Source organism: Catenulispora sp. GAS73 (assembly GCF_041262085.1).
Taxonomy (GTDB): domain Bacteria; phylum Actinomycetota; class Actinomycetes; order Streptomycetales; family Catenulisporaceae; genus Catenulispora.
This window is the reverse complement of sequence record NZ_JBGCCM010000012.1, coordinates 107010-128684: the sequence shown is the minus strand read 5'-3', so window position 1 is coordinate 128684 and position 21675 is coordinate 107010. Positions and strand designations below refer to the sequence as shown.

The 21675-nt window shown below is 69.5% G+C and carries 19 protein-coding genes; 10 read left to right on the top strand and 9 right to left on the bottom strand.

Features of this window, described 5'->3' with window-relative positions; translation table 11 throughout:
- Positions 1–51: 51 nt before the first annotated feature.
- The 4 genes from ABH935_RS19750 to ABH935_RS19735 all read left to right on the top strand — a co-directional run bounded on the left by ABH935_RS19750 (position 52) and on the right by ABH935_RS19735 (position 3463).
- Positions 52–888 carry a phosphatase PAP2 family protein gene (locus ABH935_RS19750; RefSeq protein WP_370379494.1) on the top strand — a complete coding sequence of 279 codons (837 nt, stop codon included), beginning with the start codon at positions 52–54 and terminating at the stop codon, positions 886–888.
- Entirely contained in the window at positions 888–1115 is a 228-nt protein-coding gene (locus ABH935_RS19745) for a heavy-metal-associated domain-containing protein (protein WP_370379375.1), read from the top strand. Before ABH935_RS19750 ends, ABH935_RS19745 begins: the two co-directional genes overlap by 1 nt.
- Positions 1116–1933: 818 nt before the next feature.
- Positions 1934–2668: an alanyl-tRNA editing protein gene (locus tag ABH935_RS19740; protein WP_370379374.1), complete on the top strand. Its 735-nt coding sequence runs from the start codon at positions 1934–1936 to the stop codon at positions 2666–2668.
- A gap of 48 nt (positions 2669–2716) precedes the next feature.
- Positions 2717–3463: a DUF427 domain-containing protein gene (locus ABH935_RS19735; protein ID WP_370379373.1), complete on the top strand. Its 747-nt coding sequence runs from the start codon at positions 2717–2719 to the stop codon at positions 3461–3463.
- A 37-nt stretch (positions 3464–3500) separates the two neighbouring features.
- Here the strand turns inward: ABH935_RS19735 and ABH935_RS19730 are convergent, their stop codons facing one another.
- The 5 genes from ABH935_RS19730 to ABH935_RS19710 form a co-directional block, all read right to left on the bottom strand.
- On the bottom strand, positions 3501–4634 hold the full coding sequence (locus tag ABH935_RS19730) for a winged helix DNA-binding domain-containing protein (RefSeq protein ID WP_370379372.1): 1134 nt from the start codon (positions 4632–4634) through the stop codon (positions 3501–3503).
- Between the two features lie 29 nt (positions 4635–4663).
- Positions 4664–6208 (bottom strand): ArnT family glycosyltransferase, encoded by a 1545-nt coding sequence (locus ABH935_RS19725; protein WP_370379371.1) that lies wholly within the window; start codon positions 6206–6208, stop codon positions 4664–4666.
- 249 nt (positions 6209–6457) lie between these two features.
- Positions 6458–8431 carry a 1-deoxy-D-xylulose-5-phosphate synthase gene (dxs, locus tag ABH935_RS19720; protein ID WP_370379370.1) on the bottom strand — a complete coding sequence of 658 codons (1974 nt, stop codon included), beginning with the start codon at positions 8429–8431 and terminating at the stop codon, positions 6458–6460.
- A 241-nt stretch (positions 8432–8672) separates the two neighbouring features.
- A complete protein-coding gene (locus tag ABH935_RS19715) occupies positions 8673–10004 on the bottom strand; it encodes a DUF1501 domain-containing protein (RefSeq protein WP_370379369.1) in 1332 nt (443 codons plus the stop codon).
- A 43-nt stretch (positions 10005–10047) separates the two neighbouring features.
- Positions 10048–11334 carry a DUF1800 family protein gene (locus ABH935_RS19710; protein WP_370379368.1) on the bottom strand — a complete coding sequence of 429 codons (1287 nt, stop codon included), beginning with the start codon at positions 11332–11334 and terminating at the stop codon, positions 10048–10050.
- Positions 11335–11381: 47 nt separating this feature from the next.
- Here ABH935_RS19710 and ABH935_RS19705 point away from each other — a divergent pair, with 47 nt between their 5' ends.
- The gene (locus ABH935_RS19705; RefSeq protein ID WP_370379367.1) at positions 11382–11882 is read left to right on the top strand and encodes a hypothetical protein; all 501 of its coding nucleotides are present in this window, start codon (positions 11382–11384) and stop codon (positions 11880–11882) included.
- A gap of 16 nt (positions 11883–11898) precedes the next feature.
- Here the strand turns inward: ABH935_RS19705 and ABH935_RS19700 are convergent, their stop codons facing one another.
- A complete protein-coding gene (locus tag ABH935_RS19700; protein ID WP_370379366.1) occupies positions 11899–12258 on the bottom strand; it encodes a nuclear transport factor 2 family protein in 360 nt (119 codons plus the stop codon).
- Between the two features lie 62 nt (positions 12259–12320).
- Positions 12321–14966: an aconitate hydratase AcnA gene (gene acnA / locus ABH935_RS19695; RefSeq protein ID WP_370379493.1), complete on the bottom strand. Its 2646-nt coding sequence runs from the start codon at positions 14964–14966 to the stop codon at positions 12321–12323.
- Positions 14967–15178: 212 nt separating this feature from the next.
- Here acnA and ABH935_RS19690 point away from each other — a divergent pair, with 212 nt between their 5' ends.
- From ABH935_RS19690 to ABH935_RS19680, 3 genes are all read left to right on the top strand, one after another.
- Positions 15179–15946: a hypothetical protein gene (locus ABH935_RS19690; protein ID WP_370379365.1), complete on the top strand. Its 768-nt coding sequence runs from the start codon at positions 15179–15181 to the stop codon at positions 15944–15946.
- Positions 15947–16093: 147 nt separating this feature from the next.
- Positions 16094–16630, top strand: a complete 537-nt coding sequence (locus ABH935_RS19685; protein ID WP_370379364.1) for a SigE family RNA polymerase sigma factor — start codon at positions 16094–16096, stop codon at positions 16628–16630.
- A complete protein-coding gene (locus ABH935_RS19680) occupies positions 16627–17673 on the top strand; it encodes a hypothetical protein (RefSeq protein ID WP_370379363.1) in 1047 nt (348 codons plus the stop codon). Before ABH935_RS19685 ends, ABH935_RS19680 begins: the two co-directional genes overlap by 4 nt.
- Before the next feature lie 113 nt (positions 17674–17786).
- Here the strand turns inward: ABH935_RS19680 and ABH935_RS19675 are convergent, their stop codons facing one another.
- Positions 17787–18467, bottom strand: a complete 681-nt coding sequence (locus tag ABH935_RS19675; RefSeq protein ID WP_370379362.1) for a trimeric intracellular cation channel family protein — start codon at positions 18465–18467, stop codon at positions 17787–17789.
- A gap of 202 nt (positions 18468–18669) precedes the next feature.
- Here ABH935_RS19675 and sepH point away from each other — a divergent pair, with 202 nt between their 5' ends.
- On the top strand, positions 18670–19881 hold the full coding sequence (sepH, locus tag ABH935_RS19670) for a septation protein SepH (protein ID WP_370379361.1): 1212 nt from the start codon (positions 18670–18672) through the stop codon (positions 19879–19881).
- A gap of 105 nt (positions 19882–19986) precedes the next feature.
- A complete protein-coding gene (locus ABH935_RS19665) occupies positions 19987–20439 on the top strand; it encodes a GNAT family N-acetyltransferase (RefSeq protein WP_370379360.1) in 453 nt (150 codons plus the stop codon).
- On the opposite strand, the gene ABH935_RS19660 is transcribed toward ABH935_RS19665, so the two are convergent.
- Positions 20436–21665 carry a GNAT family N-acetyltransferase gene (locus tag ABH935_RS19660; protein ID WP_370379359.1) on the bottom strand — a complete coding sequence of 410 codons (1230 nt, stop codon included), beginning with the start codon at positions 21663–21665 and terminating at the stop codon, positions 20436–20438. The two genes, ABH935_RS19665 and ABH935_RS19660, sit on opposite strands and share 4 nt — an antisense overlap.
- Positions 21666–21675 lie beyond the last annotated feature (10 nt).

Below are 21675 nucleotides of genomic sequence, written 5' to 3'. Positions count from 1 at the left end.
CTTGAGTACAGATCACCGCTGAACCCGCCCCTGGAGTCCCGCGTGCACTGGATGATGCCCTATCAGATGGCCTTCTGGCTGTGCGGCATCCTGATGGTGCTGGCCGCGGCGATGTACTTCTCCCGCAAGCCGGCGCTCGTGAAGTACATGCCGTTCCCCCGCGAGTTGGGAACCGTCCTGGGCCTGTTCGGCCTATGGCAGGTGGCGGGCCGGCTGTCGGTGATGAAGGTGGACGGCGCCATCACCCGCGGCACCTGGATCTGGGACACCGAGCGCGACCTCTACCTGCCCAGCGAGCACTGGATCCAGCGCCTGTTCTTCCCGGCGCACCCGACCGTGGTGAAGTTCTTCAACCTCTACTACGCGTCGATGCACTTCACCTGCATGATCATCTTCCTCATCTGGCTCTTCGTCCGCCACCGCGACCGCTACCCCCAAGCCCGCACCACGATGGCCATGGCCACAGCATTCGCCCTGGCGATCCAACTGATCCCGGTAGCCCCACCCCGCATGATCGCCAAGGCCCACCTCACCGACACAGCCCTGCACTTCCACCAATCGGTCTACGGCGCCATGGACGCCAACTCCCCGGACCAACTCTCGGCAATGCCCTCCGTCCACGTGATCTGGGCCGTCCTGGTCGGCTGGACAGTCTGGCGCGTCTCCCCCAGCAAGTGGCGCTGGATCGGCCCAGCGCACACCGTCCTGACGATCACAGTCGTCCTGGTCACAGCGAACCACTACTGGGCCGACGGCATCGTGGGCGTGGCACTGCTGCTCATTTCGGCTGGAATCCAGGCCACCGCCCGGCGTGGCGCCAGCTGGATCCACAGCACCCGCGTAGCCTCAGCGGAGGTAACCGAACCCGAACTCGCCAGGAGCCGTTGATGACCGCCGTCACCGAAACCGGTGCCAACACCGTCGCCTACGGCGTCCAGGGCATGAGCTGCGGCCACTGCAGCGCCGCCGTGACCGAGGCCCTGACCGCGCTCCCAGGCGTGAGCGCGGTGGAGATCGACCTCCCAGGCAAGCGCGCACTGGTGACGACATCGGCCGCACTGGAGATCGCCACGGTACGCGACGCCATCGAGGGCGCCGGGTACCAGCTGGTTTGAGGCGCCGCCGCGCCTCGCGCCGGCGGCCGCCGACGGGCAGCAGCGGGCCGACGCGGCCAGCCTGCCGACGGGCAGGAGCAAGCCGACGCGGCCAGCCTACCGACGGGCAGCAGCAAGCCGACGCGGCCAGCCTACCGACGGGCAGCAGCAAGCCGACGCGGCCAGCCTGCCGACTGCGGTGAGAACCGGCGCCTTGGCCACTGCGGATGGTGACGGGACACCGCGGCCGACCCCGTGGTGAGGGGGTCCGAAGGACCATGTGGGGTGTTGGTTCTGGGTCCCTCGCCGCGTCGGCGGGCTCTGCCAACCTGCCCGGTTTGGCGGTGTCAAGCCGGACGAGGCTGGACCACAGCAACAGCGATGCGGCTTGATTCCGCCAAACCGGGCAGGTTCCGTTTACGGCGACGACGCGGCGAGGGGCCCAGAACCTCGGTGACCACAAGCAGCGACCGCCGCCGACCAGCGCAACGCAGGCAACAGCGGATAGGAAGCCGACCAGTCGCGGGCCGCCGCCAGACAGCAGGTCGCGCGGGTCGCCCCCTCGCTGTAGAGCGCCCGCCGGAGGCCTCAAGGTGCCCACCACACGCGGCAGACAGCCGCCCGCATGACGTGTGCGCAGTGACTCGGACCTGTGCGTGGTCGTGGACATGAAAACCGCCAGCCGCCAGCGCAACCTGCGGGCCTCAACCGAACTGCGTCCCCCTGCGAGGCCATCAACCCCTGCGCGAAGCCGTAAAAATTGCCTGTAAAACCACAGCCCAGCCGCACATACGAACCAACCCCACCCCCACCCCGACCCCCCGCACTACGCTTCCGCCATGACGGCGACTCCGCACCTCCACACCCACCGCCTCGAACTCGACGACCAAACCCTCCGCGAGTGGGACGCGACCGTCCTGAAGTCCGACGGCGAGGGCCTCGTCCTCGACCGTTCCGCCTTCTACCCCGGCGGCGGTGGCCAGCCGCCGGACGAGGGTGTCCTGCTCTGGGGCGGCGTCCGCACCCGCATCGTCGGCGTGCGCAAGGAGGACGATCTCGTCCTCATCCCCCACGACGAGGACCCGCTCCCCCCAGCCGGTACCGCCGTGCGCGGTGCGCTCGACGACGAGCGGCGTACCTGGCTCATGCGGACGCACTCCGGGTTGCACCTGCTCTCCGGTGTCGTCTTCCGCGACTTCGGTGCGCTGGTCACCGGCGGCAATATGGAACCTGGCTCTGCCCGTATGGACTTCAACCTCCCCGAGGTCCCCGCCGACTTCAAGTCCACCGTCGAGGCCGCGTGCAACGTCGAAGTCGCCCAAGACCGCCGCATCAACGTGCAGGTGCTCCCCCGCGACGAGGCGTTCGCCATCCCCGACATCATCCGTACCGCCACCAACCTCGTGCCGCCTGAGCTGGAGGAAGTGCGGATCGTCGACATCGTCGGGCTCGACACTCAGGCGGATGGCGGAACCCATGTCGAATCGACGAGATGGATCGGCAAGATCGAGGTGTTGAAGGTGGAGAACAAAGGCAAGGGCTTCCGGCGCTTGCGCATTGCGATTCGTGACTGAGCGCGACCAATGTAACTGAGTGTGACTGATCCGAGAGGCGGCAGGATCATGGCGGACAACGCCCGCGGGCGCGTGAAAGTGGAGACCGGCGCCAAGCGCGTCCGGCTCTACCTGGACAACAAGCTGGTGGCGGACACGCTGCACCCGCTGTACGTCTGGGAGAAGCCCTTCTACCCGACCTACTACATCCCGGCGAAAGACGTCCTCGCCGAGCTGAAGCCCACCGGCGAGTCCGAGCACTCGCCGAGCCGTGGCGACGCGCAGGTGCACGACGTCCTCGTCGATGGCCTGACCGCCGCCGGCAAGGCCCGCACCGTCCCGGAGTCCCCGCTGGAGGAGCTGCGCGACGCGGTCCGGTTCGACTTCGACGCCTTCGACTGGTTCGAGGAAGACGAGCCGATCTACACCCACCCGCGCGACCCGTACAGCCGCATCGACGTGCTGACCAGCAACCGCCGCTTCCGCGCCGAACTCGACGGCGTGGTCCTGGCCGAATCCCCGAGCAGCATGATCCTGTTCGAGACCGGCCTCCCGCCGCGCTACTACATCCCGATCACCGCGCTGAACCAGGACATCCTGCGCCCCTCTGACACCGTGACGCACTGCCCCTACAAGGGCGCCGCGACGTACTGGTCGGTCCAGGTCGGCGACCAGGTCCACACCGACCTCATCTGGGGTTACCGCACGCCGTTCCCGGAGGTCCAGAAGATCACCGGGCTGGCCGCGGTCTACAACGAGAAGGTCGACATCTACCTGGACGACGTCCTGCAGGAGCGCCCGAAGCCGCGGTACTGACCGCGAGCGCGACCTACCCCACGACCTCGACCGTGGCCTACCCCACGACCTCGACCGCATAAGAGGCGGAGCCCGGCGCCTGCAACCGCAGCACCCGCTCCGCCTCCGCGCTCAGCGCCGCGACATCGGCCTTCTTCAGCTTGTGGAACGGCTCCAGCGTCAGCGTCGCAAGCTTCTTCTTCGCCTCCACCGACCAGATCCCGGCGACGTACCCGCCGATCAAGAACGACGGCAGGATCTGCAAGTTCTTCCCGTTGTAGACCCGATCCCAGTACTCCCGCGAGATGATCCGCTGCCGATGCTTCGCATTGTGCGCGAGCAGAATGCTGTCGAACCGCGGCAGCAAACGCGGCGGCGCCTTCACATCAGCGTCGACGATCTCCCCATCCGGCACGTCGTACAACGTGCGACCGCCCTCGTCCGCATACGTGACCAGGTCCGCAAAGCCGTCAAGAATCCCCCGCGCGCGAGTCACCTTCAACCCAAGCCACACCGCCACATCATCAGCAGCAGCCGGCCCGAACGCAGCCAGATGCCGACGCACCAACGCGGCGATCGCCGCCTCCGGATCAGCGGCCCGCTCAGGTGAGTACATATACGTCTTCGGCCCAGTAGCCGGAGCCCAGTTACCGTCCGCCGGGAAGCGGATCAGAGCATTGCTCCGATAGATCGGCCGCCAGTTCCGCGACTCGTGGTACTCAAGATTCGCCGCCGACATCCGCCCCGGATTCTTCGCGACCCACTCCGCGGCGAAATCCGCGAACTCAGCGGCACTGCGCGGCTTGTCCGCGGCGAACTTCAACACGGCTGTCCGCAGCTCACGCATCCCGGGATCCGTCCCCTCGTTGCGCGCCGCCAGGATGTCGGCGTCAGTCGCCTCCGACACCGCCGCGTACAGCGGGTGCTCGGCGCGGCTGACGGCGTGCACCGTGCCCCGAATGGAGGAACCGACGACCAGCTCGCGCCGCTCGAACGCGTCGTACACGGACTCCAGCGTGGCCCCGTCGTTCCGCGTGAACAGCGAGATCGCGACAGCCGGCCAGTACTGCGCCTGGATCGCGCCGATCGCCTCAACGGTCTCCGCCAGGGAGCCGCTGCGCGGCGTCAGCAGATGCTGGCGGGCCAGAAGCGTGCGGTTCAGCGTGTCCTGAGTGAGTGTCGTCGGCGCCATACCGCCGATTATCCGGCGTCTATCCGGCGTCAGCCGTCCGTGGGCGGGTTGATGAAGTCCCACTGGTTCTTGTCCCACACGTCCTGCATCCCGTTGTCGACTATCGTCTGAGCCCACACCCGCAGCCCTTCGGAGTTCTTCAGTCGGTAGATGAAGGTGTGGTCGACGCCCTTGCTGAACGTGTAGTAGTTGGTGACCAGGTCGTTGATGACGCCGATGTACTTCGGCTGGTACGGCTTGCCCCAGGAGTCGTCCACGAACAGCTCCGGCTCCTGCCCCTTCTTCTGCAGGTTCAGGATGTCCTGCGCCATGCCCACGATGGGACTGGTCGGCGTGTAGACGATCGGCCCCACCTTCTCCTGGTCGCCGCCGCCGGCGAACCCGGACAGGAAGCCGGCCGTGATGAAGCGGCTGGCCGGGATCTGGCCGGACATGAAGTAGATCGAAGGGTCCATGCCCCAGACGATGATCGGCACCGACTTCCCGGGTCCGGCCACCTTCTGCACCTCCTGGGCGACTTCCCAGTTGTGCTCCATGTCGGTGCGCGGCCAGGTGAAGGCCAGCGTGAGGAACAGCGTCGCCGTGGTCGCCGTGACCCCGAGCATGGTCCAGCGCAGCCGCGAGCCGTTCCGGTGCAGCGCGCCGGTGGCCAGGATCACGATCGGCGGCAGCATCTGCAGGAAGTAGTGCCCGAAGAAGTGGAAGCCGCTGGAGACGCCGACCGCCGAGCCGGCCAGCCAGAGCCACAGGTCGGCGTCGGCCTTGAAGATGCCGTTGCGGACCGTCATGTACATGATCGCCAGGAAGGCGGCGGCCGACGCGCCGGCGAAGATGCCCAGGTTGCCCCACAGCCGCGCCATGATCGTGGAGAACGAGCCCAGCGAGGTCAGATAGCCGCTGTTGCCGGTGAACACCCAGAAGAAGAAGTCGCCGAAGCCGACCCACAGCGCCACGCCGACGATCGGCAGGGCGAACGCCGGGATGATCGTGGCCAGCCCCCGCCAGCGCCGGTCCTTCCAGGCCCGCCAGGCCACCGGCAGCATGGTGACACCCGCGGTCTGCTTGGTGAGCGTCGCGAGCGCCGCGGCCACGCCGGAGCCGGCCAGCAACGGGATCGAGCGTTTGGGATGCCGGCGGGCACTGTCGGCGAGCAGGAACGCCGCGCACGTCCAGGGCAGCATGAAGACCTCGAACGAAGCCGCCTGCGAGTCCTCGGGCGCCAGGCCCGCCGAGCCCAGCAGGTACAGCAGACCGGCCCAGACGCCGTGCCGGCCGAAGCGGCGCTTGGCGATCTGGGTGATCAGGATCGCGGTGACGACGTGCACGCAGATCGCCAGGGCCCGGATCACGACCAGCGTGGACAGGCCGTGGTCGCCGACGAGCTTGAACACCCACGCGTAGACGTAGGGCAGCAGCGGCGGCTTGCGGTCGACGATGATCTGGTAGAACTGCCCGTTCTCAGTGTTCAGAGCCCTCGCCTGAGTGGCCAGGAACCCCTCGTCGGGGTTCCAGAAGGTGCGGCTGAACGCCGGGAGGTGGGTGATGGTCGCGACTGCGAAGAACAGAAGGACCACGCGGGTCCACGACGCCTGGGGCGTGTTCCACAGCCGTTGGAAGCGCGGGGAGCACCAGGCCCGCCGGAGCCATGAGGACCCCGGCCGGGGCGGCTCCTGCAAGCCCGGCCCGGATCGTGTGGGAGCGTCGGTAGCGACCATCGCCTTGCTATGCCTCGCCGCCCATGGAACAGAGGTTACCTCCCCCTTGACCGTGCCCGGGGAGGTAACCCCCCTAGATCTCCATTTCTGTTACAGATCAGCAGACTGCTACCGGGTCGTGACTTTCGGTGCCGAGCCGTTGGGCGAACCGTTGGCCGAGCCGTTGGAAGCCGTGGCGCGGTCGGCCGCGACCGCGCTGCCCAGACCCGCGACCAGACCGACGACCTCGTGCGCGACGCGCTGGCCGGTCAGGCCGATCTGCTCCAGCACCTCGCCGCGGTTGGCGTGGTCCAGGAACTCCGCCGGCACGCCGAAGTCGCGCAGCGGGGTGTGCACGCCGGCGTCGCGCAGCGCCTGGGCGACCACGCAGCCGACGCCGCCGACCCGGACGTTGTCCTCGACGGTGACCACCAGGCGGTGCTCGGCGGCCAGCATCACGACCGCCGGATCCACCGGCTTGACCCAGCGCGGGTCCACCACGGTGGCGCCGATGCCCTGGTCGGCCAGCCGTTCGGCGACGTCCAGGCAGACCTGGGCCATCGCTCCGACGCTGACGATCAGCACGTCCGGGGCCAGCTCGGTGCCCGCGGTGGTGCGCAGCACGTCCATCGAGCCGGCCTTGGCCACCGCCGGGATGTCCTCGCAGACCGTGCCCTTGGAGAAGCGGATCATGGTCGGCGCGTCCGCGACGTCCAGCGCCTCGCGCAGCTGGGCCCGCAGCTGTGAGCCGTCGCGCGGGGCGGCGATCCGCAGCCGGGGCACCACCTGGAAGATCGACATGTCCCACATGCCGTTGTGGCTGGCGCCGTCGTTGCCGGTGACGCCGGCCCGGTCGGCGACGAAGGTGACGCCCGCGTTGTGCAGCGCGGCGTCCATCAGGACCTGGTCGAAGGCGCGGTTGAGGAAGGTCGCGTAGATCGCCACCACCGGGTGCAGGCCGGCGAAGGCCATGCCGCAGGCGGAGGTGACCGCGTGCTGCTCGGCGATGCCGACGTCGAAGATCCGGTCCGGGTGCCGCTCGGCGAACTTGGCCAGGCCCACCGGGTGCAGCATGGCCGCGGTGATGCCGACCACGTCGTCGCGCTCGGCCCCGACCTTCACCATCTCGTCGGCGAACACCGAGGTCCAGGACGTGCCGGAGGGGACCAGCGGCTGCCCGGTCTCCGGGTCGCTGTCCACGGCGACCTGGTGCAGCTGGTCGTTGACGTTGTTGCGGGCGGCCGGGTAGCCCTCGCCCTTGCGGGTGATCGCGTGCACGATCACCGGTCCGTGGTAGTGCCGGGCCCGGCGCAGCGCGGCCTCCATGCCGGCGATGTCGTGGCCGTCGACCGGGCCGACGTACTTCAGGCCCAGGTCCTCGAACATCCCCTGCGGGGCGACGATGTCCTTCAGGCCCTTCTTGACGCCGTGCAGCGCCTCGTACAGCGGGGTGCCGATGACCGGGGTGCGGCCGAGCATGCCGCGGCCCCACTCCAGGAAGCGCTCGTAGCCCTGGGTGGTGCGCAGGGTCGCCAGGTGGTCGGCCAGGCCGCCGATGGTCGGGGAGTAGGAGCGCTCGTTGTCGTTGACCACGATGATCACCGGGCGGTCCTTGGCCGCGGCGATGTTGTTCAGCGCCTCCCAGGCCATGCCGCCGGTCAGCGCGCCGTCCCCAATCACCGCCACGACCTGCCGGTCGGTGACGCCGCGCACCTGGTGCGCCTTGGCGATGCCGTCGGCGTAGGCCAGCGCGGTGGAGGCGTGGGAGTTCTCGATCACGTCGTGCTCGGACTCCGCGCGCGCCGGGTAGCCGGACAGGCCGCCGGCGTGCCGCAGCGCGGAGAAGTCCTGGCGGCCGGTGAGGAGCTTGTGCACGTAGGCCTGGTGGCCCACGTCCCACAGGATGGTGTCCTTGGGCGAGTCGAAGACCCGGTGCAGCGCGATGGTGAGCTCCACCACCCCCAGGTTCGGGCCGATGTGCCCGCTCGTCTTCGCCACAGTCGGGATCAGGTAAGCACGGATCTCCGCGGCGAGCTCGACGAGCTGCTCGGAGCTGAGCTTGTCCAGATCGCGCGGACCCTGGATCGCCTCCAGCAGTGCCACCCGATCCTCCTTCTGTTGAACTTGAAACAACACTCCTGGGTTCCAGTTATACGGCAGAGAGTCTAAGCCTGGTCCGAGCGCCGCCCTGGCGCTTCCCCCGCCTTGTACATGATCTTCACATGGCCCTCGCAGCGTGTTCACAGCGGTGCGAACGCGAGTTCGGCGCCGCCGGGCGCTGCGGGGCGGCGCCGAAGCCCGGGGGCGGCGGCGGTTGCGGGGGCCTGTCAGACAAACGCGGTCGTCACAGGAACGCGATGCGGGGCTGGTCCTGGCCGAGGATCTGCGCCGGGTCCGCGCCGAGCACCTTGTCCAGCAACGTCGCGTAGACGCTGCGGAAGTCGGTGCTGAACTTCAGGTCGCCGTTGTCCAGGTCGGTGAGCGAGGGCTGCTCGCCGTAGAAGCCGCCGTTCACCGGCTCGCCGATGACCAGGACGGGGCCGGCCGTGCCGTGGTCGGTGCCCTGGTTGGCGTTGGCGTGCACGCGGCGGCCGAACTCGGTGTACAGCACGGTGACCACGTCCTTGCCGTGGGGTCCGCCGGCGATCGAGTTCTGGAAGTCCGTGACCGCCTTGTCGACCTCGCCCCACAGCGTCGACTGCGTGCCCTTCTCGGCACTGTGCGTGTCGAAGCCGCCGAGGCTGACGCTGTAGACCCGGGTCGGCACCGAGGCGTTGATGCACTCGGCGACGATGTCGAGTTGTTGAGCGAGTGCTGAGCTTTTCGCGGCCTTGGCGGCTCCGCCTGCGCCACCCGCGCCGCCGGCGGCGGTCTTGCCGGTCTGGGCGCTCCCGGCGGCGTTCTTCGCCGAGGCCAGCGCCGGGCTGAAGGTCTTGGCGACGGTGAACAGGTCGGAGACGTCGCGCGCGGCGTACGCGGCCAGCGTGGAGTCCTGCGCCGAGGGCTGTCCCAGGCCCATGAAGCCGGTGTCCAGCGGACCGGGCTTGGGCAGCCGGAACTGGCCGATCGGCAGCGAGCTGCCGGCGGTCTTGGCGCCGCCGAGCAGCGGCGGGAGCGTGCCGCCGACCGAGATCGCGCGCAGCGCCCTGATCTGGTCGTCGGGCTGGGCGTCCAGCCAGCGGCCGAGCCAGCCCGAGCCGGTGGGCTCGCCGGGCGTCGCGGTCTGCCAGATGTCCATGGAGACGAAGTGGCTGTGGTTGGGCTGCGGGTAGCCGACGCCGCGCACCACGGCGCACAGCTTGCGCTGCCACAGCTCGTGCAGGCCGGTCATCGCCGGGTTGAAGCCCAGACCGTCGCCGAGGTCGAGAACCTGGCCGGCGCTGTAGGCGAGGTCGGGGCGGGAGCTGTTGTAGGCGGGATCGGCGTACGGGATCACGGTGTTGAGGCCGTCGTTCCCGCCGTAGAGCGTCACCAGCACCAGCACGCCCGAGCCCGGGGCCAGCGGCGCGTGCTGGGCGGCCGCGCCGAGCTGCGCGCCGGAGGTCGTCGGGCCGCCGGGCGTCAGGGCCGGGGCGCCGACCGGGTGGCCGTGCGACGACGAGCAGGCCGCCGCGAACGCGCCGGTGGACATGACGCCGGACAACTCCAGGAAGCGGCGGCGGGTCACGGTGTCCATGTTCGAGTCCTTAGGTTCCGGTCGTCAGTACGGATTCCGGTCGTCAGTTCACGAGGTACTCGGGCGCCAGCAGCGCCAGGGTGACCAGCTGCTTGGGGTCGGCCACCACCTCGGTGAGGGCGGTGGTGCTGCGGTCGCTGAAGGCGTCGATTCCGAGCAGGTGCGCGACGGCGTCGATGCGCTGCGACGGGCTGCTGTTCTCGACCTGCGACAGGTCGCCCTTGGTCACCGCCCACTCCGCGAAGCCGAAGCGGGTCTGCGCCGCGGCGGTGGTGAGCCAGGCCGAGCCCTCGGGCCAGCCGCCGACGTTCGGCGGGTAGAAGGGCAGTTGGCCCAGGCCGTTGAGCGCGGCGCGCAGGGTCTGGTTGTCCTTGGAGTCGGGACCGGCGTCGATCTTGATCCGCAGGGCCCTGAGAACGCCGACGACGTACTCAGTGGGCTGTTTCACCAAGGCGTAGCGCGCCTGCGGGCCGCGGAAGACCGGATCGAGAAACAGGGCTTTGAGAAGCGCGGTGAGGTCGCGGTTCGGGCCGTAGGCGGCGAGCAGGCGGCCCGAGACGTCCGGCGGGATCGGGCCCGGCATGCCGAACCGGTCCCAGAAGCGGCCGGTGACGAACTTCGGCGAGGCCGGCTGCTGCAGGATCCAGTCGACGAACGAGGTGTCGTCGAAGTCGGCGGTCTTGCCCAGGATGGTCTTGGGGGTGTCGTCGTGCAGCTTGGGCACGAGCGTGGCCTTGCCGGAGGCGTCCAGGCGCCAGCCGGTGAGGGCGCGGGCCCCGGCGCGGACGTCGTCCTCGGTGTAGTTGCCGACACCGAGCGTGAAGAGCTCCATCAGCTCGCGCGCCAGGTTCTCGTTCGGGGCCTTGAGCGTGTTGCCGGCGCTGTCCAGCCACAGCATCATCGCCGGGTCCCGGACCATCGCGTGCGCCAGCGCGGCGAAGTCGCCGCCGCCGAGGGTCCGCATGGTCTGGTTCTGCTGGACCATGAACCCGGGGCTGGCGACCTTCTGGACGGAGGTCGCGAAGTGCCCGTGGAAGAAGAAGGTTCGCTTCTCCACCAACGGCTGCGTGACCGCGGCCATCCGCGCCAGCCACCAGCCGACCATCTGGTAGTCGGCCTGCGCGCTGCCCTTCTTGGGCACCTTCATCGCCGGGAAGTCGGGCGGCGGCGTCGCGGCGACGCCGGGATCGGCGCCGGCCGGCGTCAGGAGCGCGGCCACGGTCGCCTCGTACCCGGCCTTCGCGGCGGCGTCGATCTCCGCCCCGCTCGCGCCGAACCCGGCACGCCGCAGCAGGTGCGCGACGGCGGATCTGTTCTGGTCGATGCTCACACCGTCAGAATCGGGGAACGGGGTTAAGCCGCGGGTAAGAAGACGGCATGTCCCCGGATGACGCCCCTGACGACGACGATGACGATAACGGCGACGAGCCGGAAAGGCCTGAGGAAGCGGACAAACCTGAGGAGCTGGCGAAACCAGAAGAGCCCGAAGAACCCGAGGAACCCTTCGTACCGCTGGGCTCTGAGGAGCCGCCTGCCGTCCCGGCCGACGAACCCGTCGACGCGCACGCCGCTATAGCCCGCTCACTGAACCCGCCGCCGAACATCCCGCGCGTCCTGCGCAAGGAAGCCCGAGCCTTCTTCGACGGCGCCATGTACGCCTACACCGAAGGCGACCTCCCAGGCGCCCGCCTGTCGTTCCTCGCGGTCGCCGCCATCGGCGACCCCGACACCGCCCCGGCCGCGATGGTCTTCCTCGGCGTCGTCGCCTACCGCCGCCGCGACGTCCCCGAGGCGCGAATGTGGTTCACCCGCGCGGCTTTGGGCCCCGACCGGCACTGGGCTCTGGTCGCCGCCGGCGAGCTGCGGCGGCTGGGCTGAACGCTGAACGCTGAACTCAGTCCAGCTCGGCCGTGCCCTCGCGATACACCTTCGCCGTCACGATCAGCCCGTCGCGAAGCGTGAAGAACGCTGCGATCGAGAAGGACTGCTCCGCGCCGTCCCACACCAGGGTCTCGGTCAGCTGGCACGCCGCCCGGTCCCGGTCGACCAGCAGGCTCTCCACCACCAGCGTCGGATGCAGGCCGGCGATCGCCTCGCGGAAGAACGGCTCCAGCTCGGCGCGGCCTCGTACCGTCGTCCGGCCGGTGATCCAGACCGTGTCGTCGGCCAGGCCGGCCATCAGGGCCGGGAGATCGCCTTTGCTGAACGCCCGGACGTGCTCGTATACCGCTGCCGCAACGCGATCATCAACCATGCCGGGAGCATAAAGCAGCCCCCGACCCGACCGGGCCGAGGGCTGCGTCAGCGGGCTCCCGCTTACTTCTTCAGCAGGTTCCGCAGCACGTACTGCATGATCCCGCCGTTGCGGTAGTAGTCGGCCTCACCGGGGGTGTCGATGCGGACCACCGCGTCGAACTCCACAGCGCCGGCCTTCACCTTCACCGTGCGCGGGGTGGTGCCGTCGTTCAGCTCCTCCAGGCCGGTGATCTCGAAGGTCTCCTCGCCGGTCAGGCCGAGCGACTCCGCGTTCTGGCCCGCCGGGTACTGCAGCGGGACGACGCCCATGCCGATCAGGTTGGAGCGGTGGATGCGCTCGTAGCTCTCGGCGACGACCGCCTTCACGCCGAGCAGCGCCGTGCCCTTCGCGGCCCAGTCGCGGGACGAGCCCGAGCCGTACTCCTTGCCCGCGAGGACGACCAGCGGGACGCCGGCGGCCTGGTAGGCCTGGGAGGCGTCGTAGATGGTGGTCTGCTCGCCGGACAGGAGGTTCTTCGTGAAGCCGCCCTCGACGCCGTCGAGGAGCTGGTTGCGCAGGCGGATGTTCGCGAAGGTGCCGCGGATCATCACCTCGTGGTTGCCGCGGCGGCTGCCGTAGCTGTTGAAGTCGCGGGGGCCCACGCCGTGCTCGGCCAGGTACTTGCCGGCCGGGCTGTCGGCCTTGATGGAGCCGGCCGGGCTGATGTGGTCGGTGGTCACCGAGTCGCCGAGCTTGGCCAGGACGCGGGCGCCGTGGATGTCGGCGACCGGCGACGGCTCGGCGGACATGCCCTCGAAGTACGGGGGCTTGCGGACGTAGGTGGAGTCCGTGTCCCACTCGAAGACGTTGCCGGTCGGGGTGGGCAGCGAGCGCCAGCGCTCGTCGCCGTGGAAGACGTCCGAGTAGTCCTTGGCGAACATCTCGGCGGTGATGGCCTGCTCGATGACCGACTGGATCTCCTGCGTGGAGGGCCAGATGTCCTTCAGGAACACCGGCTTCTCGTCACCGTCGTAGCCCAGCGGCTCGTTCTCGAAGTCGAAGTCCATGGTGCCGGCGATGGCGTAGGCGACGACCAGCGGCGGGGACGCGAGGTAGTTCATCTTCACGTCCGGGTTGATGCGGCCCTCGAAGTTGCGGTTGCCGGACAGCACCGACACCACCGCCAGGTCCGCCTCGTTGACCGCCTTGCTGACCGGCTCCGGCAGCGGGCCGGAGTTGCCGATGCAGGTGACGCAGCCGTAGCCGACCAGGTTGAAGCCGAGCTTGTCCAGGTACGGCGTCAGGCCCGCGCGCTCGTAGTAGTCGGAGACGACCTTCGAGCCGGGCGCCAGAGTGGTCTTGACCCACGGCTTGGCGTGCAGGCCCTTCTCCACCGCGCTCTTCGCCAGCAGCGCGGCGCCGATCATCACCTGCGGGTTCGAGGTGTTGGTGCACGAGGTGATCGAGGCGATCACGACCGCGCCGTTGTCGATGACGACCTGGGTGCCGTCCTCCATCGTGACCGGGGTCGGCTTGGTGCCCTGCGCGGCGTAGGTCGGCAGCACCTCGGCGAACTTGTCCTTCGCCTCGGCCAGCACCACGCGGTCCTGCGGGCGCTTCGGGCCGGCGATCGAGGGGACCACGCTGGCCAGGTCCAGCTCCAGGTACTCGGAGTAGACCGGCTCCTTGGCCGCGTCGTGCCACAGGCCCTGCGCCTTGGCGTAGGCCTCGACCAGCGCCAGCTGCTCCTCGGAGCGGCCGGTGAGCTTCAGGTAGCTGATGGTCTCGTCGTCGATCGGGAAGATGGCGCAGGTCGAGCCGAACTCCGGCGACATGTTGCCGATGGTGGCGCGGTTGGCCAGCGGGACGGCCGCGACGCCGGCGCCGTAGAACTCCACGAACTTGCCGACGACGCCGTGCTTGCGCAGCATCTCGGTGATGGTGAGCACCAGGTCGGTGGCGGTGGCGCCGGCGGGCAGCTCGCCGTGCAGCTTGAAGCCGACCACGCGCGGGATCAGCATGCTGACCGGCTGGCCGAGCATCGCGGCCTCGGCCTCGATGCCGCCCACGCCCCAGCCCAGCACGCCCAGGCCGTTGACCATCGTGGTGTGCGAGTCGGTGCCGACCAGGGTGTCGGGGTAGGCCTGACCGTTGCGGTCGAAGACGACGCGCGCCAGGTGCTCGATGTTCACCTGGTGCACGATGCCGGTGCCGGGCGGGACCACCTTGAACTCGTCGAAGGCGGTCTGGCCCCAGCGCAGGAACTGGTAGCGCTCGCGGTTGCGGCCGTACTCGATCTCGACGTTGCGCTCGAAGGCGTCCGGGCGGCCGAAGACGTCGGCGATCACCGAGTGGTCGATCACCAGCTCGGCCGGGGCCAGCGGGTTGATCTTCGCCGGGTCGCCGCCGAGCTCGGCCACGGCCTCGCGCATGGTGGCCAGGTCGACCACGCAGGGGACGCCGGTGAAGTCCTGCATGATCACGCGCGCCGGCGTGAACTGGATCTCGGTGTCCGGCTGGGCGTTCGGGTCCCACTGCCCCAGGGCCTGGATCTGGGAAGCGGTGACGTTGGCGCCGTCCTCGGTGCGCAGGAGGTTCTCCAGCAGCACCTTCAGGCTGAAGGGGAGGCGCTCGGAGCCCTCGACGGCCCCGATGCGGAAGATCTCGTACGACTGCGCGCCCACCGCGAGGGTGTCGCGGGCGCCGAAGCTGTTCTTGGAGGTCATTGCCATGGCCCAGCTCTCGCTTGCGGAAAGTATCTCGACATCAAGACACTCTAGTGGGTGCCGTCGCACGGTACCAACCCGGGGTGCGCCACACGTGTGCGGACCTGCGAGGACGTGCGCGGTCCGGAGCGTGCTGTGAGCACGCTCACCCGGGTGGCCGCTGGCTCGGGGGCGCGGGCCTTGTGACAATCGTCCCAATGGATACTGTGCCCATGAACCCAGAGACCAGCACCCCGACAGCGGCCTCGAAGGTCCTTCGCACCACGTTCCCGGACGCCATTCCGGCGACCGGCTTCGTGCGCGCCACACGCGAGCTGCTCGCGCCCCACGGATTCCATGCCGCCAACACCCTCCCGCTGATCGCGACCTGCCGGGACGAGCTCGCGGTGACCATCACCGCACGCCTGTACGACACCTGGGGCGCCGGCTTCAACATGGCCGGCCTGGCCGGGATGATCGTGCTGGGCCGCACCGGCATCCTGGCCGCCTCGGGCCACGCCCCGGTGGAGGACGGCGTCCGGCGCTTCGTCCTGGTGGCGCTCCCGCACATCGGGATCGACACGCACGGCGTGATCGGCAACGTCGAGCGCCCCGGCGTCCCCGGCGTCTCGCACACCTGCGGCGCCCTGATGGCCCTGCACGACGAGCTGCGCGGGGACAACGCCCCGACCGGCGACTACCCGTTCCTGGACCTGGCCGACCCGGAGCAGAGCATGCTCCGCGACCGCATCCCGCCGTTCCTGCCGGACGGTCCGGTGCCGGACCTGGCCGGGCTCACCCGGATCGCCCGCGACGTCATCACCGCGGACACGCACAAGGTGATCAGCGTGCTGCGTGAGGGCAACTCCCTGCCGGTGCACGTGGCGGTGTTCACCGGGATCCACATCAACGGCCCCGGCGGGACGGAGTACGTGGAGCCGGGCGCGTGCTACCTGGACCTGGGGGCGGACCAGCCCGAGATCAACCTGGTCATCGACTGAACGGCTGACCGGCCGTTCGACCGATCGGCGTACGCGCCGAACGCAGTAGCGCCGTGCCGAAGCACGGCGCTACTCGCATGCAACCCCTCGCGCACCCGGACGCATCAGGTGACTGTCCGGATAACACATCCACCGAGGGGGAGGCCTATGGCGACGCCCGACCGCGACGCCGAGTTCACCGAGTACGCCAGCGCCCGGCAGGCCTGGCTGCGCCGAGTCGCCTATCTGCTGTGCGGCGACTGGCACCGCGCCGACGACCTGGTGCAGAGCACGATCACCAAGCTCTACACGCACTGGCACCGGGCCCGGCGGGTCGACAACATCGACGGCTACGCCCGCCGCACGCTGGTCAACACCTACCTGGCCGAGCAGCGCTCCGGCTGGGCCAAGTGGACGGTCCTGCACCGCTTCGGGGGCGGGCACGCCGCCGATCCGGAGCCGGACCCGGCCGCGCTCGGCGACCTGGCGCTCGGACTGGACCTGAAGACGGCGCTGGCGAAGCTGCCCCCGCGGCAGCGCGCCACCGTGGTCCTGCGCTTCTACTGCGACCTGTCGGTCGAACAGACCGCCCAGATCATGAGCTGCTCGACCGGCACCGTCAAGAGCCAGTCCACCCGCGGCCTGGCGACGCTGCGCACCCTTCTCGACCCCAATCTGATCCCCGCGATGGAGGGATTGCTGTGAATCAGCACTTGAAGACCTCGCTCGAAGAACTGGCGGACGCCGAGTACGCCGACGCGCCGCCCACCACCGTCGACATCGGCCGTGCCCGCGCCGACGGCCGGCGCCGGATCGCCACAGCCCGGCTGGCACCGATCGGCGGCGGACTGGCGCTGGTCGCGGCCTGCGCGCTGGTGGCGAACGGGCTCGGCGGGACGTCGCCGGCGGAGCGGCCCGCGACCATGAGCGCGGGGTCCGGAGACCTCACCGCCGGTACCGACCCGCTCAGCGAGGTCGCCTCCTTCGGATACGTGCCGGACGGCTACCAGGTGGCGACGCACGTCCTGGGCTCGGGCCTCACGACCGTCATCTTGCAGACCAAGCCGATGCTGCCCAGCCAAAAACCCGGTGACCTGATCCCGGCGGAGCTGCAGCTGTCCTCGTCCGCCACCGAGCTGAAGCCGGTACCGCCGGAGACCACGACAGAGGTGAAGGTCAAGGGGAGTCCGAAGGCGTACATCGTGCACGACGGTGACGGCACCGAAATCGCAGACAGGCTGCAGTGGCAGACGGCATCCGGGTCCTGGTTCACGCTCGTCGCCTTCAACAAGATCCACGGCGCCCAACTGCAGGCGATGCTGGTCAAAGTCGCCGATTCGGTGACCGCCAACGGTTCCGCCGTGCCCCTGCCGATCCACATCGACGGCGTGCCGAAGGGCGCCACGCTCGGCGCCGCCTCACTGGCTGACCCGATCGTGGTCGGACAGAATCCGCCCGCAGCCCGGACGACGCTGGATTTCGGCGACGGCAAGAGCAGGTTCATCAGCTTCAGCATCGTGGTCATGCCCGTCGGCTCGACGGACCCCCAGGGTGGCAAGTCAGGGCCCCCGGCCAGCACGGACGCCTGCAAGGACTCCAAAGGCTTGCGGATCTGCGTTCTGGACAGCCATGACGGCGCCAGTGGCGTGGACCCGCTGGAATCCGTCGGCGGCGCCAAGGGGCTGCTCGATCAGATCACCTCGCTCGGCACAGACCGCTCGAACTGGACGACCCACGTCCTGAACTGAGACGCCCGAACCGCCGACCAATCTTTGACCGCGGAATGTCGGGTTAGGGGATCACCCTGTGAGAAAGCCCACGTAGAACAGCTGTATCAGGGCCCTACCGCCTCGCCCCGGCGCTATGCGACTGCGCCGGGGCGAGGCGCGTGCCAGTCCCGCCAGACCGCGACCAACCGGATGGCCGCGGTGATCGCCACCGACGCCGCGGCGGCCAGGTAGCCCTGGACCACGAACCCGTGCCGCTCCACCAGTCCGAACAGCAGTCCCCCGACGAACGCCGGCACCGCGTACAGCTCCCGCTGCAGCACCATCGGGACCTCGTTGACCAGCACGTCCCGCACCACCCCGCCGCCGGTCGCGGTGACCGTGCCGAGCAGCGCGGCCTGGAAGACCGGCAGATGGTAATCCAATGCTTTGAGAGTTCCGGAGACCGCGAACAGACCAAGGGTCAGGGCATCGGCGATCACCGCGACGCGGTCAAAGCGGACCGCCCTTCCGCGCACTTCCTCTATCGCCGATTTCAGTTTCGAATCACTCATTCGGCGGCTGGTCACCAGGAGCACTGCCGCGGTCGCCGCCAGTGCCACGGCGAAATAGCGCCAGTCCTGGATCGCGGCCACCGGGGTGGCCCCGATCAGGGCGTCGCGGATCATCCCTCCTCCGAGTGATGACGCGACCGCGATGACGAGGATGCCGACCAGATCAAGGCCCTTGCGCAGACCCGCGAAAGCCCCCGCCACCGCCGCGGCGAAGACACCTAAGAGATCCAGAAGAACCGGAAGATGAGGATTGGCGACCATGATGTCTGGGAATGTACCCGGTTCAAGGCGGGAGGGGTGGCCCCGCGGGGGGTCACAGAACTGACATCCCACAACTGGACGGCGTACGACAAATGACCGACAACCCTTGCTGTCCGGGCGACCTCATCCGTTTCCCGTACCCGATCGGCGTGTCGATGCAGTACGGTCTAGCTGGCAGCACTCGTCGAAGGGAGGTCCGCTCGTGACTGAGCTCCGCGTCATGGCCGTCACCAGCGACGGTCAGCGACTTGTGCTGCGCTCTAACGACGGCCAGGAATTCCATCTGACCATCGACGAGCGGTTGCGGGCCGCCGTGCGCGGCGATCGGGCCCGGCTGGGCCAGATCGAGATAGAGGCAGAAGGGCAGCTGCGCCCCCGGGACATCCAGTCCCGCATCCGCGCGGGCGCCACCGCGCAGGAGGTCGCAGACGCCTGCGGCATCTCCGTCGAGCGCATCCGCCGCTTCGAGGGCCCGATCCTGGCCGAACGCGCCTTCATGGCGGAAAAGGCTCAGAACACGCAGGTGCGCCGGCAGGGCGAGAACCACGGGCAGAAGCTCGGGGAGATCGTCTTCGAACGGCTGACCAAGCGCGGGGCCGAGGACCCGACCGCGGTGCGCTGGGACTCCTGGCGCCGCGAGGACGGCACCTGGACGGTGCAGGCCGTCTACAAGATCTCCGGTGAGACGTACGAGGCGCTGTGGGCCTTCGACCCGCCGCGCCGGCTGGTGACCCCCGAGGACGACGAGGCGCGCCTGCTGTCCTCGGACGCCGCCGCGATCGCCGCCGCCGAACCGATGTTCCCGTTCGTCGCCGCCTCCGTGCTCTCCGGCGGAACTGTTGTGCCGGGCCCCGCGCCGGCCGCCAACGGCTCCTCGGCCGGCGGCTCGCTGGTGCACCTGGAGGCCCGCCGGCGCCCGGCCGAGACCTCCTCCTCGAACGGCTCGAACGGCTCCGGCGGCGCGCTGGAGCGGGAGCGCGAACGGGATCGTGAGCGCGAGCGCACGGCCGCGGAGCGGACCGCGTCGGTGGAGCGGCACCCGTCGTCGATGCCGGCTTCGGCGTCGGCCTCGGCCGCGTCGTCCGCCGCGGTGTCGGCGTCGGCCTCGGCCGCCGCCAACGGCACCGCGGGCGTGCCGTCCCAGACCGCGAGCCCCGACGAGGACTTCGACTTCCTGGACGCCGGAGACTCCCGCGCCCCGATCGCCGCGGTGGCCGGGCAGTCCGCCGGATCGGCCTTCGACGACGCGATCTTCGGCCCGCGTACCATCTCCCCGCACCGGGAGCGGATGGTCGGGACCACCGACCGCCAGGCCGAGGCCGACGGCGTGCGGCCGGGGCGGCGGGCCACGGTGCCGTCGTGGGACGAGATCGTGTTCGGCTCGCGGCGCGGCAAGCAGAAGGGCCGCGACTGATTTTCCGTCTTTCCTTCAGTGGCCCGGTCTCGTCCATCGAGACCGGGCCACTTTTCCGTCTTTGGCTTTTGGCCGCGGTACCGGCGGTGTGATCGACTTTCCATCATGGACGTGACGCGCGAGGACGGACTGTTCATCAGCGACGACCCGGCGCTGGTCGACGCCGACAAGGTCTACCGCTGGATCGGCGAGGAATCGTGGTGGGGCGCCGGACGCCCGCGCGACGCCGTCGAACGCTCGCTGGAGGGCTCGCACGTCTACGGCGTCTACGCCGACCGGGAGACCATGGTCGGAGTGACCCGGGTGATCACCGACCACGCGACCTTCGCGTACTTCTGCGACGTCTACGTGGACGAGGCTTACCGCGGCAAGGGGATCGGGCCGTGGCTGTCGCGGGAGATCGTGGCGGACCTGAAGGCGATCGGCATCAACCGGTTCCTGCTCGCGACGAAGGACAAGCACTCGACGTACGCCAAGGCCGGGTTCTACCCGGTGACCAGGCCGCAGTCGTGGATGGAGATCGACGAGCGGGCGACCAAGCCGGGGCCGGTTGATTAGAACCATGTGGCGCAGTACGGCGGGATCGCGGTCTTGAACATGCGGTCCGCGAGCGCCAGCGCGCCGGCTCTCTCCTCGGTGATCTCCCCGACCCGGGCCAGCGCGGTGGCGGCGTGGTGGCCGAAGTAGAGCGCGCCGAGGGTCTGCACCGGCAGCGTCACGTCGGGGTTCTCAGTGCTGCGCTTCACGGTCGCGCCAGCCGGACCGCCTTCGAGCACGTACACGCCCTCGGCGAACCCCGCCGGGTCGGTGACGGCCAGGACCAGGCGGCCCTCGGTCTCGTAGGTGCGCGCCTCCAGCGCCGCCGGGACGTCGAGCACGCGGGCCCACAGGACGTCGTGGCGCGATGTCTCGCGCGCGAACCGCGGGTTGGCCATCAGGTGCCGCCAGCTGTCGTCGGCCGGGAAGGTCTCGACGTCGAACGTGGTGATCCAGTCCTGCTCCCACATGAACTGGAGCAGGCGGACGCGGGCCGTGGAGTCCTCGGCCAGCATCTCCGCCTCGGCGCGGTCGTTGGCGACGAAGCCGTTCCAGTCGCCTTCCTTGACCGAGTAGGTCACGCCGCCGCGAACCGTCCCGGACTCGTCCCGGTAGAGCGCGAAGAGCTTTTCCTTGTCGGTCGGCTTGCCGTCGTGGGTCAGCAGGCCGGCGTCACGCTCCCAGAGGCGGTTGCGGTACTCGATCGCGCCCGGAGTGGTGGCTCGGAGGCGGTCGTAGGCGGCCGGCAGTTCCTCGACCCACTCCTGGGCCGAGGCGTAGTCCACGGTGCCCGGCAGCGGCCTGGAGACGGCGCAGCGCTTGCTGTCGAAGCGGTAGGAGGTCTCGTCGGTGGCGTGGCCGTAGCCGAAGCGGCCGTAGATCGGCCACTCGGCGGGGATCAGGATCGACAGCGGCTCGCCGGCGTCCGCGGACTGCCGCAGGGCGGTGGCGATCATCGCGGACAGGATGCCGCGGCGGCGGTGCGTCTGCGCGACGCTGACGGACGTGACCGCGGCGGCCGGGACCGCGGCGCCGCCCGGGACCGAGACGGTGTTGCGGAAGTTCGCGAACGTGCCGACCACGCGGTCGCCGTCGTAGGCGCCGATGACCCGGCCGGCGGCGATCTCGTCGGCGAAGATCTGCCGGCGGAAGGCGCCGCGGCCCCGCTGGGCCGGGCGGCTGAAGGTGACGTCGACCGCGTCGCTGAAGTCGTCGCCGTACTCGACGATCTTGATGTCGAAGGGCATGGGTGCAGGC